13 protein-coding genes are annotated in these 17,081 nt (G+C 40.1%); 8 read left to right on the top strand and 5 right to left on the bottom strand.

Features of this window, described 5'->3' with window-relative positions; genetic code table 11:
* The first annotated feature begins 4 nt into the window (after window positions 1-4).
* The 4 genes from nadD (at window position 5) to AAC026_RS16630 (ending at window position 6,457) form a co-directional block, all read left to right on the top strand.
* Window positions 5-580, top strand: a complete 576-nt coding sequence (gene nadD / locus AAC026_RS16615; protein ID WP_339700381.1) for a nicotinate (nicotinamide) nucleotide adenylyltransferase — start codon at window positions 5-7, stop codon at window positions 578-580.
* A 134-nt stretch (window positions 581-714) separates the two neighbouring features.
* Complete coding sequence (locus AAC026_RS16620; RefSeq protein ID WP_339700384.1) at window positions 715-3,324, top strand: DUF5686 and carboxypeptidase regulatory-like domain-containing protein; 2,610 nt, start codon at window positions 715-717, stop codon at window positions 3,322-3,324.
* Window positions 3,325-3,523: 199 nt separating this feature from the next.
* Window positions 3,524-4,135, top strand: coding sequence for a thiol:disulfide interchange protein DsbA/DsbL (locus tag AAC026_RS16625; RefSeq protein WP_339700387.1), 612 nt, complete (start codon window positions 3,524-3,526; stop codon window positions 4,133-4,135).
* Window positions 4,136-4,276: 141 nt separating this feature from the next.
* Complete coding sequence (locus AAC026_RS16630) at window positions 4,277-6,457, top strand: acylase (protein WP_339700390.1); 2,181 nt, start codon at window positions 4,277-4,279, stop codon at window positions 6,455-6,457.
* Window positions 6,458-6,609: 152 nt separating this feature from the next.
* Here AAC026_RS16630 and AAC026_RS16635 read toward each other — a convergent pair whose 3' ends face one another.
* The 3 genes from AAC026_RS16635 to AAC026_RS16645 form a co-directional block, all read right to left on the bottom strand.
* Complete coding sequence (locus AAC026_RS16635) at window positions 6,610-6,864, bottom strand: DUF6364 family protein (RefSeq protein ID WP_339700392.1); 255 nt, start codon at window positions 6,862-6,864, stop codon at window positions 6,610-6,612.
* 66 nt (window positions 6,865-6,930) lie between these two features.
* Window positions 6,931-7,653, bottom strand: a complete 723-nt coding sequence (locus AAC026_RS16640; RefSeq protein ID WP_339700395.1) for a class I SAM-dependent methyltransferase — start codon at window positions 7,651-7,653, stop codon at window positions 6,931-6,933.
* 357 nt (window positions 7,654-8,010) lie between these two features.
* The gene (locus AAC026_RS16645) at window positions 8,011-9,837 is read right to left on the bottom strand and encodes an AAA family ATPase (protein ID WP_339700398.1); all 1,827 of its coding nucleotides are present in this window, start codon (window positions 9,835-9,837) and stop codon (window positions 8,011-8,013) included.
* 261 nt (window positions 9,838-10,098) lie between these two features.
* On the opposite strand from AAC026_RS16645, the gene AAC026_RS16650 reads away from it, so the two are divergent.
* From AAC026_RS16650 to AAC026_RS16660, 3 genes are all read left to right on the top strand, one after another.
* Window positions 10,099-10,854, top strand: a complete 756-nt coding sequence (locus tag AAC026_RS16650) for a trypsin-like serine protease (RefSeq protein WP_339700401.1) — start codon at window positions 10,099-10,101, stop codon at window positions 10,852-10,854.
* A 195-nt stretch (window positions 10,855-11,049) separates the two neighbouring features.
* Complete coding sequence (locus AAC026_RS16655) at window positions 11,050-12,192, top strand: methionine aminotransferase (protein WP_339700404.1); 1,143 nt, start codon at window positions 11,050-11,052, stop codon at window positions 12,190-12,192.
* Window positions 12,193-12,252: 60 nt separating this feature from the next.
* Window positions 12,253-13,050 carry an amidohydrolase gene (locus AAC026_RS16660; RefSeq protein WP_339700407.1) on the top strand — a complete coding sequence of 266 codons (798 nt, stop codon included), beginning with the start codon at window positions 12,253-12,255 and terminating at the stop codon, window positions 13,048-13,050.
* On the opposite strand, the gene AAC026_RS16665 is transcribed toward AAC026_RS16660, so the two are convergent.
* Together AAC026_RS16665 and AAC026_RS16670 are read right to left on the bottom strand one after the other, a co-directional pair.
* Complete coding sequence (locus AAC026_RS16665) at window positions 13,047-13,439, bottom strand: hypothetical protein (protein WP_339700410.1); 393 nt, start codon at window positions 13,437-13,439, stop codon at window positions 13,047-13,049. The genes AAC026_RS16660 and AAC026_RS16665 overlap by 4 nt on opposite strands.
* On the bottom strand, window positions 13,436-15,622 hold the full coding sequence (locus AAC026_RS16670; protein ID WP_339700413.1) for an FG-GAP-like repeat-containing protein: 2,187 nt from the start codon (window positions 15,620-15,622) through the stop codon (window positions 13,436-13,438). The genes AAC026_RS16665 and AAC026_RS16670 overlap by 4 nt, the downstream gene beginning before the upstream one ends.
* 112 nt (window positions 15,623-15,734) lie before the next feature.
* On the opposite strand from AAC026_RS16670, the gene murF reads away from it, so the two are divergent.
* Window positions 15,735-17,024 (top strand): UDP-N-acetylmuramoyl-tripeptide--D-alanyl-D-alanine ligase, encoded by a 1,290-nt coding sequence (murF, locus tag AAC026_RS16675; RefSeq protein WP_339700416.1) that lies wholly within the window; start codon window positions 15,735-15,737, stop codon window positions 17,022-17,024.
* Window positions 17,025-17,081 lie beyond the last annotated feature (57 nt).

Genomic DNA, 17,081 nt, shown 5'->3' on the forward strand with positions numbered 1-17,081 from the left:
AATTTTGCGCATCGGTCTATTTTTTGGTTCATTCAACCCCATTCATATCGGTCATTTGGTAATAGCCGATGTTATGGCCGATCAAACTGATCTCGGTCAGGTGTGGTTTGTTGTAAGCCCGCAAAACCCTTTCAAAAGCTCAAAAACACTACTTCACGAATTCGACCGATTGAAGATGGTAGAGCTGGCTGTTTCTGAGAATTTTAAATTCAGGGCCTCCGATGTAGAATTCCACATGCCCAAACCTAGCTATACAGCCGACACCTTGGCTTATCTTTCTGATAAACACCCCGAACACGAGTTTGTGTTGATTATTGGTGAAGACAATTTGGTGCATTTTCACAAGTGGAAAAACTACGCAGCTATTTTAGATAATTACGGACTTTATGTTTACCCACGTCCGCAAGTTGACCGTTCTAAAATCAAAGTAGCTCACAAAAACATTAAGTATGTGGAATCGCCAATGTTAGATATTTCAGCCACATTTATTCGCGATGCCATTCGTAATGAACATTCAGTTCAATACCTTCTTCCAGAAAACGTAGCCGATTATATTCGTTTCAAGAAATTCTATCAATAGTTCTTATCCACTTGGCTGAATTTATTTTCAAGCTGAGGCGACTAATTGGCTTTTCTTCACGTCTATTAACAAAGTAGATAACGTGCCTAAGAAAAAGAGGTACTTTATTTGTAGGTCAACACAAAACTCAAACCATGTTAAAACAACAATTTTTTATAGCCTTCTTGCTGCTATTTTCATTTTCTTCATTGGCGCAGGGAATCAAGGGAACTATTAAAGACGATAATGGAGAAGCACTTCCCTTTGCCTCCATTTATGTGAAAGAAGTTGGTTCAGGTACCTCATCAAACCTTGACGGCTTCTATGAATACCGACTCCCCGCTGGAAATTATCAAGTTACTTATCAGTTTATGGGCTATGCTACCGTAATCAAGAATATAAAGGTCGGTTCTGGTTTCGAAACAGTGAATATTGTCATGAAACCGCAGGTTATCAATTTGGCTTCTGTTACGGTAGAAGCCAAAGCGGAAGATCCTTCGTATACGATTATGCGCAAGGCCATTGCCAAAGCGGAATATCACTTGTTGCAAAACGACAGTTATTCAGCAGAGGTGTATATGAAAGGAACAGGCCAAATTACCAAAGTGCCTTGGCTTTTGAGAAAAACTTTTGAGAAAGAAGGAATTGATACTTCGCAAGTGTACACGTCCGAATCGGTAAGTGAAATCTATTTTGAAAGGCCGAATACATTTAAGGAAAAGGTAATATCAGTAAGAACAACCGGTCAAGAAAGCGATAACGCCAACCCCAATGCCTACATCAACAGCAGTTTTTATTTACCAGATGTGGTAAATGCAGTTTCTCCTTTGAGCCCACGTGCCTTCTCTTATTACAAGTTTAAATATGAAGGCAGCTTTAGAGAAAGAGGCTATGAAATCAACAAAATTAGAGTAACCCCACGCTCCAAAGGCGATGACTTGTTCGAAGGAGTAATTTACATCAGAGAAGATTTCTGGAACATTCATTCCTTAGATTTAACCACCAGCTTAATGGGCTTTCAAATTAGAATCGAGCAGATTTTTGCGCCCATAAAAGGCGAAATCTGGATGCCCGTTACGCAGAAGTTTGAATTTTCGGGCTCCATTTTTGGCTTGGCCGGAAGTTATAATTACTTGGCTTCGGTCAGTGATTATACCGTAACCGAAAATGAAGATTTAGACCCTTCGGTAATTCTTATCGATGAGAAAATTGAGGCTGCTCCAGAAGAAATCAAAGCCATTAAATCGGGTAATGTAGAAGAGGGCGTAAATCAGGTATTCAAAGAAGATCAAGAAGTTTCGCGCAAGCAGTTTAAAAAACTGATGAAGGAATATGATAAGGAAGAGCGCAAAGAAGCGGGTGAGGTAGATGTAGTTTCTGATTACTATTTCAATATCGATTCCTTAGCCACCAAAAAGGATTCAGTTTATTGGGTAACCAGAAGACCCGTGCCCTTGACAAAAAAGGAAATTGTAGGTTATGAGCGCGAAGACAGCACTTACTACGCAGAAAAGGCCAAAGCTGAAGCAGATACTTTACGTTTGAAAAATGGAGAAAAATTTCAAGCTAAGGACATCTTATTTGGCAGCTATTACAAATTGGGCGATCGATTGAGGTTTGATTTTGCGGGTTTTGTACCAAGACTTCGCTTTAATACCGTGGAGGGATTGAACCTAGATTTCACAGGTACATTTTCATGGCGACAAGATACCACAACCCGTTTAAGAATTTCGCCTTTTGTACGCTATGGTTTTTCTGGAGAGCAGCTCTATGGTAAGGTAGAAAGCGTTTTTGGAATAGGTAAAAATGAACAGCGTGGTACTTTCAGGGTGCAAGGTGGAAATTACATTGAGCAATTTAACCCTACTGCGATTGATGATTTTAGCAATTCACTCTATAGCCTTTTGGCCGAAAAGAACTTTGCCAAGTACTACGAAAAAACTTACGCGAATGTCAGTTTTGCCAAGCGTTTCCGTTTCCGCTATACCGTAGGTGCTAAGCTAGAATGGGCCAGCAGAAGTGAGCTTTTCAATACCACCGATTACAGCATTATTGATGTAGAAAACCGAGAGTATAAAACCAATCAGCCCGCCAATAATGAAACCTTTGTGGGCGGTTTTGTAGACAGTAAAGCCTTAATATCCAGTTTCGCATTTACTGTAAAACCTTGGTTGAAATTCAGAAAATACAATGGACGATTGATTCCTTTAGAGAACTCTTCACCAACGTTTAGGCTTTCCTACAAAAAAGCATTCAATGATGTTTTAGGAAGCAACACACAGTTCGATCAATTGGAATTTGGTTTGAAAACTACTTTTGATTTAGGCGTAAGGGCAAAGATTGACATTGAAGGAGAAACTGGTAAATTCTTCAATACTTCTAATGTGCTCTTCACTGATTTTAAGCATTTCCAAGGTAACCGGCTTCCTTTTAGTCCCATGAGTGTTACAGGAGGGTACCGACTGCTCGACTATTACAAATACAGCACCTCTACTGAATACGCCTCTATTTTTACGCACATCAGATTTAGAAAATTTGTGTTTACGCAGTTGCCAATGCTCAGGTTAAGTGGGCTGAAAGAGAACTTGTTTGTGAACTATTTAGCCACACCAACTTCTGATAATTACACCGAATTGGGTTACACCATTGATAATATCTTTAGGGTATTGAGGGTTGAGTTTATTCAATCGTTTCAAGGTTGGAAAGCCAAAGACTTTGGTGTGCGAATAGGAGTAGCGGCTATTATTGGCAACAATAATGATTAGTAGATGATTTCACTGGAACCCTCCAAAAGCTTTTTGTCATTAAATTAATCAGGGAATGGCTGATTTAGGTATATCAACTTTTGGAGGGTTTTTCTATTATAGAATTGGTTGAGAGCAAAAATGTAAAAGGCATTATCTATGTAAAAAACCTTTTTCTAACCCACTAAACTTTGTAGTTTCGGCTCCATAAGAAAAAATCATGAAAGGATTATTAATAGCATTATTGTTGGCTGTAGGAGCAGGATCGGCTTTTGGTCAGTATCAGGAAAATGTACATTATACGGTGGTGTCTAAAACCGCTACCGCTGCCCCAACAGTAACCGAGTTTTTCTCTATGTATTGTGGTCACTGTTTTCAGTTTGAACCTATGATGCCACAGCTTAAGACAGGCTTGAAAATGGGTACAAAATTCGAAAAGTCTCATGTAGATTACATCCCGCGCGATAACCCAGCAATGCAAGCAGGAATTGTGCAAGCATTTGTAATTATGGAGAATATGGGTGCCAAGGGCGCAGAATTACTTCAGTACTTTTTCGATCAGATTCATGTTAAAATGAGAGCGGTTGACGACATGAGCACCGTGAAAAAGATGTTTGAAGAAAAGGGCGTGAGCAAGGCTGAAGTAGATAAATACTTTGCAGATAAAACCTTAGAAGCCAGAGCCAAGAAAATGGCCAAAGAGTGGGAAGCCAAAGGTATTGGTAGCGTGCCAGCCCTAGTGGTAAATGGAAAATACTTAGTGAATATGGGTAGTGTAAAAAGCCTTCCAGAATTACTGGCCGTTGTGAACTACTTGGTAGACAAAAAATAGGTTAAGTAGAAAGGCGTGCTTAACTGATTAACATCGGGTCTCTTTTGTGAAAAGGAGGCCCGATTTTATTTACTGTCCATCCACAAAAATCAGTTTGCACATTTCCGTATCATATTTCATCTTTCGAAAAACCCTACAACCATGAAGAAACTCCTTTTTCTATTATTCATTTCAATCCTTTATTCCTGTCAGCCCAAGGCTACCGATGAAGTAAGCCAGTGGGAGGCACAGGCAGAAAACGTAACCATTATTCGTGATGATTTTGGCGTGCCGCACATTTACGGTAAAACCGATGCCGATGCGGTTTTTGGCTTGCTTTACGCCCAGTGCGAAGATGATTTTGCACGTGTAGAACGTAACTACGTTTGGGCCACAGGTCGTTTGGCCGAAATGGAAGGTGAAGACGCTTTGTACAGCGATCTGCGCGCCAGACTATACATGACAGTGGAAGAGGCTAAAGCGGCTTATGACGCTTCTCCAAAATGGCTTCAAGAGCTTTGCGATGCTTATGCTGACGGAATTAATTATTACTTACATACCCACCCAGAAGTGCAGCCTAAAGTGCTTACGCGTTTCGAATCGTGGTTTCCGATGTTCTTTAGCGAAGGCTCCATTGGTGGCGATATCGAAAGTATTTCTACCCGCAGAGTGAAATCGTTTTACGAAAATGACCAGTCTTTGGCACTTACCGAATTTGGCGATGGCCTTACACATCCCGATCCTTATGAAGAACCAAAAGGATCGAACGGTTTTGCGATTGCTGGCGAACATACCGCTTCGGGCGATGCCATGCTATTGATCAATCCGCATACTTCTTTTTACTTCCGTCCCGAAGTACATGTAGTGAGCGAAGAAGGCTTGAATGCTTATGGCGCAGTAACCTGGGGACAGTTTTTTGTGTACCAAGGTTTCAATGACAGAATGGGTTGGATGCACACTTCCACTGCCGTTGATTTTATTGATGAATTTGTAGAAGAGGTTTCTGAAGTAGACGGAAAACTAAAGTACAAATACGGTGAAGAAATGCGAGATGTACAGGTTTCGGAAGTTACCTTGAAATATAAAGAGGGTAACGAAATGAAAGAAAGAACCTTCCCGATGTATCGTACCCATCATGGGCCAGTTACCCATAAGCTAGACGACAAATGGGTAGTGACTAAAATCAATTGGGACCCTGTGAACGCACTTACACAGAGTTATACCCGCACCAAACTTAAAACCAATGATGAGTTCAGAAAAATGATGGACATCAGAACCAACTCATCTAACAATACGGTCTATGCCGATGCCGATGGAAACATTGCTTATTATCACGGCAACTTCATTCCAAAAAGAGACCCTCAATTTGATTATTCTAAACCGGTAGACGGAAGTAACCCGGCCACCGACTGGCAAGGGAAACATACTGTTGACGAGGTAATTACAATTTTCAATCCTGCTAACGGTTGGATTCAGAATTGTAATTCTACACCTTTTACTGCCGCACTAGAGTTCAGCCCTAAAAAGGAAGATTACCCAGTGTATATGGCACCAGACGAGGAGAATTTCAGAGGTGTGCACGCAGTAAAAGTGTTGAAAGAAGCGAAAGATTTAACCTTAGACGGCTTAATCGAATTGGCTTATGATCCTTATTTACCTGCCTTTGAAAAATTGATTCCGGGTTTGGTAGAGGCCTATGACAAAAGCAGCAAAAAGAACACAGACCTTAAGCCTGCCATTGATGTGCTTCGTGCTTGGGACATGAAAACCTCGAAAGAATCAGTAGCCATGTCTATGGCGTATTACTATGGTTCGCTTTACAGCAGAATGGGCAAAAACCCAGAACGTTTAAGTGGAAATGAGCGTGTGGATTATTACGGAACAGGTTCTCCTTTTTCTGAAAGACTTGAGATTTTTGAAGCTTCTATAAAAGAGTTGGAAGATGATTTCGGAACGTGGAATACACCTTGGGGCGAAATCAATAGGTTCCAGCGTTTGAGTGGCGACATCGACTTGAAGTACGATGACAACAAAGAAAGTATTGCCATAGGTATGGCTTCCGCCCGATGGGGAGCTTTGGCCTCTTATGGCGCGAGTAAAAAGGCTGGTACGAATCGTATTTATGGCTCTTCGGGCAATAGCTTTGTGGCCGTGGTAGAGTTTGGCGACAAAGTAAAAGCCAAGAGCATATTGGCAGGTGGCCAAAGTGGCGATCCAGCCTCTCCGCATTTCTACGACCAAGCCCAGCGATATGCCGATGCCGAGTTTAAAGATGTAGCCTACTACAAAGAAGATGTAGAAGCCCGCGCTGCAGAAACCTACAAGCCAGGCAAAAGAAAATAGATTTGAATTTAGATGGATTAGAATAAAAGGAGTTAGAGGAATCTAGCTCCTTTTTTGTTGGTGGCTTTAGTGCCATTTCGCCCTTGTTGGAGTTTTTCCAACAAGCTGATGCGGCTTAAAATGGCCTCTTCTCACCCATAAAGGTAGAATATTTAGAGGCCATGCTTAGTACCTCTAGCTTCGTTCAAAACATCCTTGTAATTGAAATCCGAGTCTACTTTTAAAACACCTCGTAGTTTTTTGACACGTGGAGACAATTGCCCCTCTTCATATTCGACTTTTGAATGGATGATGTATTTAAAATAATTCTCCACCATTTCAGACAGACTTTCACCTTTATTGGCAGCGTGCTTCTTGGCCTGCTCTATTACTTCCTTGTTTAGTGTAAGTGTTAAATTGTTTTTCATAGTGCGTGTACTTATTTATCATTGTCAGAGGCCTGTTGGTGAAGAACACCAACAGGGGTGGGAGGATTAGTTCTTTTTCTTTTTACCCCAAGTTATTGATCCGCATCCGAAAAACAGTTCTTCGTAGTGGCTTTCTAGTCCTTCGTTAAGCAACATTGAATGAAAATTTTTTGAGTTACCGAACTTTGAAGTGTAGGTGCCCAGCATTTTGTAGTCTTGCGAGTTTCCTTGAAATAGATAGCCTACAACTGGAATAATCTTCGTCAAATAAAACATATAGAAGAATTTAAGAAAGCTATTATTAGGAACAGAGATTTCAACAAAAGAATACGATCCTTCAGGCTTCAGAATTTTATTCAATTCATGAGCAAGTTCAGTGAGTTGCTTTGTATTAAATGTTTTCAGACCAAATGATGAAACAACATGATCAGCCGAGTTTGACTCAATGTCATTTTTAAGAATATCCTGCTCTAGAATGTTTATTTGGGCACTGACACTCTTTTTATTCTTACAGGCAATGCTGTTCATGTTTGGAGAGATATCAACAGCATTTATTTCATGAACATTGAGCTTAGAATGTTTTATTGAAGGCCATAACTCTCCCATTCCACTCATTAAGTCATAAATAACCACAGGCTTTCCTGTAGGTTTAATTTTATTGATACAAGCTTTTCTCCAGCGTTCTGTAAACCCAAAAGACGATATGTAGTTGGTTAGTCCGTATGTCGAAGACATAGAGTCAAAAAGCTTACTTACGAATTCGGGGTTGTAAATTGATTCCTTCTGCATTTCAACGATTATCACCAACGCGCTGGCTAATATAGAAAAGCTTATTTCATTATTGGTTCTTAGTAGCCTTTTCGTGAAAACAGGTTGGGTATAAACCAAATAATCACCATGCTCTACAAACCAACCCTGCCTGTTTTCCTTCCTTGAGGTTACGAAAGGTTTAGAAGCTTAATCGTTGAAATTAGCAGAGTAATAAAAGCGAAGGCTTGTATTAACATGGTTACCAAATGCTTGCACCTGTCTTATCGGTTAGAAACCGACTTATCAATCCTCCCCGATACAATCGAAGAGGAGTTGGGCGCGGAAAAACCTTATCCTTGAGGCTTAGGGTAGGATGAGTTGGGAGGATTTCGTTATTTATGAAATTAGTAATGATGAAAAAATGTTTTCAAATAATTTAATTGTATTGTCAGATAAACACTCTTTTATTTTGCTAGGTTTAACATTATTGATTAGCAATAGTGAAAATGTCGCTTCAAACTCCTTTTTGCTAATCTTTCCATGTTCTTTATTTTGATTAAAAGATAATTTATATAGATTCTGCTTTTCTTGATCTGAAAAGCATTTTTCGATTGTGCAATTTTCTTTTGGAATGGTTACAATTTCTTCATCTAATTGAAAGTACTCTCTGTATTTTTCCGCAGATGTCATTCCTTCTTCATCTGAATCCAAAAACACTTTAAAGTCAGTATTCCATCCAATATTCAAAGCAATTAATTCGCGTAAATGGTTAGCGCTTGAGCCAGGATAAATTGCGTAGTCATTAATCAAATCGTCTAATACCTTACTCATAATTAAAAGCACCTTCCTATCTGAGGGGCCTTCGGTAAGAATTGCCTTTTTCCATGGTATGTCTAATGAATTTGGGATTAACTGTAATAGGTTCGCTATAGGCTGATAATAGCTTTCTTTGGTTTGATTATTCTGTAAAAAGTCTGACCATTTGGTTGCTTTTACAATGCCGTTGCTTCCTTTTTTTATTATATAGGTGTTTTTAATATTTTCAAGGGAGATCAAATATTGACTGTGTGTAGTATATATTATCGATGTCTCTTTTGTCAATCTCATGAAATCACCGATCATACTCACCTGTGCTGTAGAATGAAGGTTTGATGCAGGCTCGTCTATTAAATAAATTGGTTTCCCAGATGATTTTCTTAATTTTTTACTTCTAAACTCTGTCTTCATCAAGAACGATAAGTACCAAATTGCCCCTCTACTTCTTTCTTCAGGGGTAAAGCTTGATCCATCACTGTCAAAAACATTTAGTTGAAAGCACTTCTTTGATGAGTTATAATCTAGCTCTGCTGAATCAATACCTTTTACCCCAGAAAGTTTCTTCCAACCGCTTGTGAAAACCTTATTTAAAGTTTTATTTACTTGCTTCAAAACTATTTTTGCATCCTGTTCTCTACGATTAGATGCACTGTAGTATTTTTTGAATGAATCAATGCTATAGTCTTTGTTTGTGTTATAGAATAATCCGTCAATAATATCATACCATATTGGATCGTACGCATCACTTAATTCGTTAATGAATATTTCTTCAGGAATTCTATCTTTAAAATCTTCAAAATAAATAACAAACGGACATACATGAACTATTTCGAAGGCTAATGCTCGTGATAGTTCTGATTTAGCAAAAGGAGATTTATGCTCGAATTGATAAAAATAAGGCTGTGGGTTTCCATCCTTGAATGGTATCACCCTTGAGATTTGTACACTTTTTTCATTGTTGATAATGTTGACAAAATTTTCTAGTTCTTTTTTTTCTTGAACACTCAAGACTTGTCCGCCTAGTTTAGAAATATTCCTAAATTCTAAATTGGACTCAAGGTTTATTGTCGCTGTAATTGTTGTGGCTGTATTAGTATTGACATCGGACTTTTTTTTAAGTGTGGAATAGAATTTTGGAGCATATTTTTCGGTAGGGTCATTAAGAAAATCAAAAGTTTCAATTGCTTTAAGAATGGTGGTTTTCCCGGATTCATTTAGACCCAGTAGTAGTAGTAAATCATTTTTTTTGAATGAAATCTCGACTGTCTTTAGGCCTTTGAAATTTTTAATTGAGAATGCTTCATAATATAACTTTGGCATCTCAGACGTTTTGGAAATTTTAGATTCCTTCCTCTTTACCTTTCCAAAAATATACTCTAATACGGGTTTGTTAAATAATTCTATCATTCTTATTAATTAAGCTCAACGGCATGAATACGCTACACACGTGCCCCATACACCCCTCAATAACTTACCAAAACCTCATTATAGCAGTCTAATAATGATCGCTACACGGAAGTTTCTGTCTATGGGAAATCAATATAGAGAATTACAATTTAAGTATCATATAATCCTGAAGTGGCTAGGCTATAAATTAATCTACTAAGTAATTAGTTGTAAATAAGAAAGCGCTTACGTAAATTGGCTTTTGGTTTAAAATATCAAAGTATGAAAGCATTCATTTCACTTAGTTTTATCGGGTTATTGTTGATGGGTTCGCCCAAGGAAATCGTGATGCGGCACGATGTAGATGATTCAGAATATGTGGCCCTAGGCGCAAAGTATGGCGGTTCGGCTGTGCGGTTAAATGCCGGCTGCGGCACATTTATTCAACCCAATTGGATTCTTACCGCAGGTCATGTTTTGGAAAGCCCAAGGGTGGGGGAAGATGTCACCGTAAACGGAATAAAATACGCCATCAAAAGAAAAATAATTCACCCTGATTATAACCTCAGGGGAGCGGTAAATCATGATATTGCGCTGATAGAACTGGAAGAAAATGTACCCAATGTGGAATTGGCCATGCTTTATGAAAAGTCGGATGAAGTAGGCAAAGAAATCATTTTTGCGGGCACGGGTTGGGCTGGCACAGGCGATAAAGGAATGGTAGACGGAGCCATTATCAAAGACCGAAAACTCAGGGCCGCCCAGAACTTAATTGATGGCACCAAACCGAGTTATATCCGCTTCACTTTTGATGCCCCGGATTCAGAGAATGTACTTCCGTTAGAAGGCATCAGCGGCCCAGGCGATAGTGGAGGCCCTGCCCTTTGGTTCGATGGCGATCAGGCTTATATTATGGGTGTAAGTTCCCATCAAGATGGTCGCAATACCGGAAAGCCAGAAGGGGTATATGGCGTGTACGAATATTACACCCGAGTAAGCGAATATCTACCGTGGATCAATGAGGTAATGGAGAATTGATTCTATTTCCAATCCCCCAACCCCCTTCACCAAGGACGAGACAGACATTTGCCTACTTTACCTCCAAACCCTAAACCCTAAACATTCCTCCAATGACTAATGACTATTGACCAATACACTAACATCCGTTGTTTAGCAGCCTATAAAACCCTAATTTCCACACGTTAAATTCAACGTACCCAAGACCCAAGCTCAATGCATATCAATTCAAAATTGCCCAATGTAGGTGCTACTATTTTCGCGACCATGTCTAAAATGGCGAAAGACTATAATGCTTTGAATCTGTCGCAGGGTTTTCCTGATTTTCCGGTGTCGCCCGAATTGATTGAGGGCGTTCATCACTATATGAAGGCAGGTTTTAACCAATATCCACCCATGACGGGCATGCCCCAGTTGCGAGAAAGAATTGCTGAGAAAATTGAAAAGTCATATAAGGCTAAAGTGGATGTGGAAACTGAAATCACTTTGACTTCTGGTGCCATAGAAGCGATTAATGCGACCATTACCACCTTAGTAAGCAAGGGCGATGAGGTCATTATTATGGATCCAGCCTACGATGCTTACGAGCCAATAATTACCCTGAATGGTGGCGTCACAATTCCGGTGGCTCTGAAACAACCGAATTTTGCTATCGATTGGGAAACCGTAAGGGAGAAGGTGAATGCTAAAACGAGAATGATCATTATCAACTCTCCGCATAACCCCACAGGCGCTATGATTGATGCCAGTGACCTGTCAATTTTAGCAGAGATTACGCGAGACACCAACATCATCGTGCTTTCAGATGAGGTTTATGAGCATATCGTATTTGACGGCAGAGTACATGAATCAATTTTAAAGCATGAAGAACTGAGGCAGCGGTCGGTGGCTACGTTCTCTTTCGGAAAAACCTTTCATGCTACAGGCTGGCGGATAGGTTATATGGTGGCGCCAGATTGGATTACTGCGGAAGTAAGGAAAGTACATCAATACATGGCTTTTGCGGTGCATACGCCTAGTCAATTGGCCATTGCCGATTACTTGGAAGATGCTGACCATTACAATAACCTTGGCGCTTTTTATCAGCAGAAACGTGATATGTTTTTGGAATTGATCAAAGGTTCTCGCTTTGAATCGCTGCCGTCTAATGGTACTTATTTTCAGCTGTTGAGTTATAAAAACATTTCTGAAAAGCCAGATTTAGAAATGGCCGAATGGCTGACCAAAGAAAAAGGCATTGCCTCCATTCCAATTTCGGTATTTTATGATACCAAAGAAGACAATCGAATGCTCAGGTTCTGCTTTGCGAAAAGCGAAGAAACCTTGACCAAAGCGGCTGAAATACTCTGTGCGATTTAGAGTAATCAAATTTAAATCAAAATCGGTTTCTTTGATCTAAACTCCCCTTAACTTAGCCCTATGCAAGACCTACGAATTTCCCTTGTTCAAAGCGATATCCACTGGCACGAAATAGGTGCTAATCTGGCTACCTACGAAGAGAAAATCTGGAGCCTAAAGGGCAAAACTGATTTGGTGTTACTGCCAGAAATGTTCCAGACGGGTTTTTCAATGCAAAACACCGAGCTGGCAGAACCCATGAATTTCACAACCTTTAAATGGATGAAGCAAATGGCATTGCAGATTGATGCGGTCATTTGTGGCTCATTTATGGTGAAGGAAGAGGGCGGAGTGTTCAATCGTTTGATCTGGATGCAGCCCAATGGCGAGTGGCAGAAATATGACAAGCGCCATTTATTCCGAATGGCCGATGAGCACGATCATTTTGATTTTGGTACCGAACGCCTCATTGTAGAATGGAGAGGTTGGAAGATTTGCCCGATGGTTTGTTACGATTTACGTTTTCCGGTTTGGGCCAGAAACCGAAACTTGGAATATGATTTACTCCTTTATGTGGCCAATTGGCCAGCCGTACGTGTCAATGCTTGGGATGCCTTACTGAAAGCCAGGGCCATTGAAAACGTAAGCTATACTGTTGGACTCAATCGAGTAGGAGCGGATGGCAATGGGATTGAGTACAACGGTCATTCAGGTGTTTATTCACCCAAAGGCGAAACCTTGGCTTTCTCTGGTTCCGAAGTTCCGAGAGAAGAGATTATTACACTGACCTTAAACCGAGAAGAGCTGGATAGTTTCCGAACCAAATTCCCCGCACACCTAGATGCTGACGATTTCGAAATCAAAAAGACGAAAACTTAGCGATTTAAGAAATCGCGAATTTGGAATGTTGATTCTTCCTTGCTCTGAAAGCTTGAGACCTCCTTCTTCATCATTTTCGCCATTTTCTCAAACATTGCATGCTCTCCCTGGATCAGAATAAAAGGGGTAATGGTTTTGTCCCGAAGCACTTTTTCAATCAAGGGAGCACAAGCACCAAGCTTCTCGTTTTCATCGGAATCTAAGAATAAAACGACCTTTTCAGCTTCTTTCAGAAACGAAACCCCTTGGCTGATGACAAAAGGTTCGGAGTGAGAATCGGCTTCGAAAATCAGCGCTTCAGGAAATTCTGCTTTCATCATTTCCACCCAGTTATTCCTGAACTGAATTTGGGCAATGGGCTTTATTTGAAGGTGAATGAATAAGGTCATTTCTGAATTAAAATGCGTTGCACAGTCGGTTTATTGGTTACGTTTGAAACCCGAACAATGTATACACCAGCAGCCAGTGGTTCTGTGTTTATTTCTTTTGAAAGTCCAGCCGAGATCGGCAGGTTAGAGAAAATCATTTCACCTTTTATCGTGTACATTTCTGCCTGGGCATTGGCATCCGTTCTAATGTAAAAGCTGCTAGTTGTGGGATTCGGAAAAAGCGTGAGTTGAATGGCATTCGATTCTGATCCAGTTTCAGCCGTGCTCTCATTTTTCAGCACGTACATGCCTCCTCGATTATTTCCAATAAGCAAGGTAGGCTTGCCGTCACCAAAAAGATCGGCAGCGGCCAACCACGAAATTTCACTGATGGCGGTAGGTGTTTGCTCATTCAGTAATTCGTTTTTAAGAATGTTTTGGGTAATAGAATTTGGAACAAAATCGGCATTGATCGAGCCAGAAAAAATACTGATTTGACCTGAGATGTCAGTTTTTATTAACTCTGGATTTCCACTATTATCTAAGTCAGCAATAAGTATGTTGGGGTTTAAGGCTTCAAAATTGGAGCTAATACCAGCGTAGTTTTGAATAGCATCTTCAAAAATGAAGTTGCCTTTGTTCAAGTAGAGGTTAACAGCACCAAATCGAGTAGCGTGGAGCAAATCTAAATTTCCATTATGGTTAATATCATAGAAGTGAACATTGTCATTTTCACCAACGGAAATTGCAATGTCTTGAGGGTTGCCAAAAGAGAAATTGCCTTGATTCAGTCGGTATTGAAGTTTAGTTTCACTACTTGCTGTAGTTGATTGATAAATTAGGTCTAGTTGCCCATCTCTATTTGCATCTGCAAACTGAATTTTAATATTTCTTAAGTTCTGAGATTTCAAGCCAAGAAAATCGTTGTTTGTTAACTCAAAAGCTGGGGTAAACTTTCCACCCGTATTTTCAAATAGGAAAACAGAAGCCGCAAAACCATTTTGAGTGATCTGGCCTCTGTTCCCGATAAAGAGGTCAAAATCGCCATCAGCATCATAGTCAGCAAAAGCTGGATAAATATTTTCGCCTAAATCGAGCATTTCGTTTTGCAAGAATGGCACTGAGTTTCCTGTAAAGCTGGGTTGAAGATTGGTACCTAAATTTGAGTAAGCTTTAGAAGTATTGCTAAAATCTACAGTGTTCAGAATGTTGCCATCTGCATTGCTCGAAATCAGTAAATCTTTGTTGCCATCAAAATTAATATCTGCAAGAAAAGCATTTGGGAATATTTGAAAGCCAGCGGGATTGGGAGCTGGGTAGCTACTAAAAGAAGTCATTAAGGCGTTTTGGGCATCGCCAACATTTTCCATGTAATAGAGCGTTTGGCAGAATTCGTCAGAGGTGATTAGGTCTAAATCACCATCTCCATCAGCGTCAAATAATAGAATGGTTTTTCCTCCTGCATGTTCCAATTCGGTTGGGCTGAAAATGTCATTACTAGTATTGGCTGATCCACCAAGATTACATGAGGTGTTATTAAAAGCGAAATTATTGCACTCGCATTCCGCAAAGTCGCCCCACTTCCTAGTGTCGCGCGTAAAAGTAAGGTCATCGCAATTATTGTTAATCTCCATACTTGTATTCCTATAGTAATCAATAGTGCTAGCGGTAGTAAATCGGTAGGTGAGAATGTCTAAATCACCATCGCCATCTACATCGGCAATGCCTGGAATGTCGGAAGCATTTACTTGAATATTGATGCCAGCATCGAAGTGTAAAAAGTCAACGGCTTGTTCCCACTCTGGTAGGCTTCCTGAACTGATATTTTTGAAAACGGTAATTCCTTGGGGCACAGAGGTGAAAATATCCATTTTGCCATCACAGTTGTAATCGGCTAAAATGAGCCAATGATGAATTTCAGTAGGGAAGAGTTTTTGATAATCTGGAGCCCAAACAAATTCGTTATTCTTGGCCAAATAGGTGGTTAGCTCGCCCGACATTCTGTGATAAACAATGAGGTCTTCAATTCCATCTCCGTCTAAATCCATTTTCTGAAATTGAGCAGAATTGATTCCTCCTTCCCAAGCGCGGTTTAATGTTTCTCCATTTATGGTTAGAGGAATGTTGTTTTCATAGCGAAATGAAAACTGTGCAAACAGATTTAAGCTGAGGAATAATAAAATTGCCGAAAAGAGAAACTTCATAACAAGGTTAAGCAAAGTTAAAGATTTCAACGATTGCTAATGTAGGAACGGCATAGCTCGTTAATCTGTATTATCTTGTCGTGCAATTTGACTGACAAAGATTTCAAAACCTATGAACATTGCTTCGCTTTACGAAAAATTTAAGGACTCTACTGGTGTCTGCACCGATACACGGAAGATAGAAGATGGCAATCTCTTTTTCGCGCTGAAGGGTCCCAACTTCAACGCAAATAAATTGGCCGAGCAAGCGCTAGAATTGGGAGCATCCTTTGCGGTAATTGATGACGCAGCATATGGCAATGATCCTCGTTGTATATTGGTTGACGATGGTTTGGAAGCGCTTCAGGCTTTGGCTAACTACCATAGAAAGCAGTTGAAAATCCCAGTGATTGGTATTACTGGCTCTAACGGAAAAACAACTACTAAAGAGCTTACAAGGAATGTATTAGCTACTGGCTATAAGGTTTCTGCCACTATTGGTAATCTCAATAATCATATAGGTGTGCCCCTTACTTTATTGAGTATTGGGCCTGATATTGAAATTGCTATTGTAGAAATGGGTGCAAACCATGTGGGAGAAATTGCTGCACTTTGCAAAATTGCTGAACCAACTCACGGTTTGATTACCAATATTGGTAAGGCGCATTTAGAGGGTTTCGGAGGTTTTGAAGGGGTGATCAGAGGAAAGACTGAAATGTACCATTGGCTGATTGAAAATGGAGGAACCATCTTTGTGAATTCTCAGAATGAAATCCTTTCTAACATAGCCGAGCGGAGAATTGAAGCCCCTGTTTATTACCCTGCTAAAGGTGATTATTTAGAGTTGAACTTAATCGAGGCCAAACCGAATATTGTTTTCGAAGATGCTGAAGGCGAACGAACCACTACTACGTTAAGTGGTGCTTATAACTTTGAAAATATTGCCACTGCACTTTGTGTGGGGAAATACTTTAAAGTAGATATGGCTAAAGCTAAAAATGCAGTGGCCACTTACAGGCCAGATAATAATAGGTCTCAAATTTTAGAAAAGGGAAGTAATACCATTATCATGGATGCCTATAATGCTAACCCCACCTCGATGAAGGCAGCCTTGGAGAACTTGAATCTACTGAGTGCTAATCACAAAATGGCCATATTGGGTGACATGCTTGAGTTAGGTGAAACTAGCGAAGCAGAGCATTTTGCTATTGGTGCGTTGAGTTCGGAATTGGGAATAGACGAGGTGATTTTTTGTGGGCCTCATATGAAAGCGGCTAAAGAAGCAAACCCTAAAGCATTATACTTTGAAACGAAAACAGATTTGAATAATCACTTGTCGGCCAATACAATTGCAGGCAGAACGATTCTTTTAAAAGGGTCTAGAGGGATGGGACTGGAATCGTTATTAGACTTTATAGGGTAAAAAAAGAGAGGAACGGCACCACCCGTTCCTCAACCTCAACCTAAGAAACTTAGTGAC

This window comes from uncultured Roseivirga sp. (assembly GCF_963973945.1).
GTDB lineage: Bacteria > Bacteroidota > Bacteroidia > Cytophagales > Cyclobacteriaceae > Roseivirga.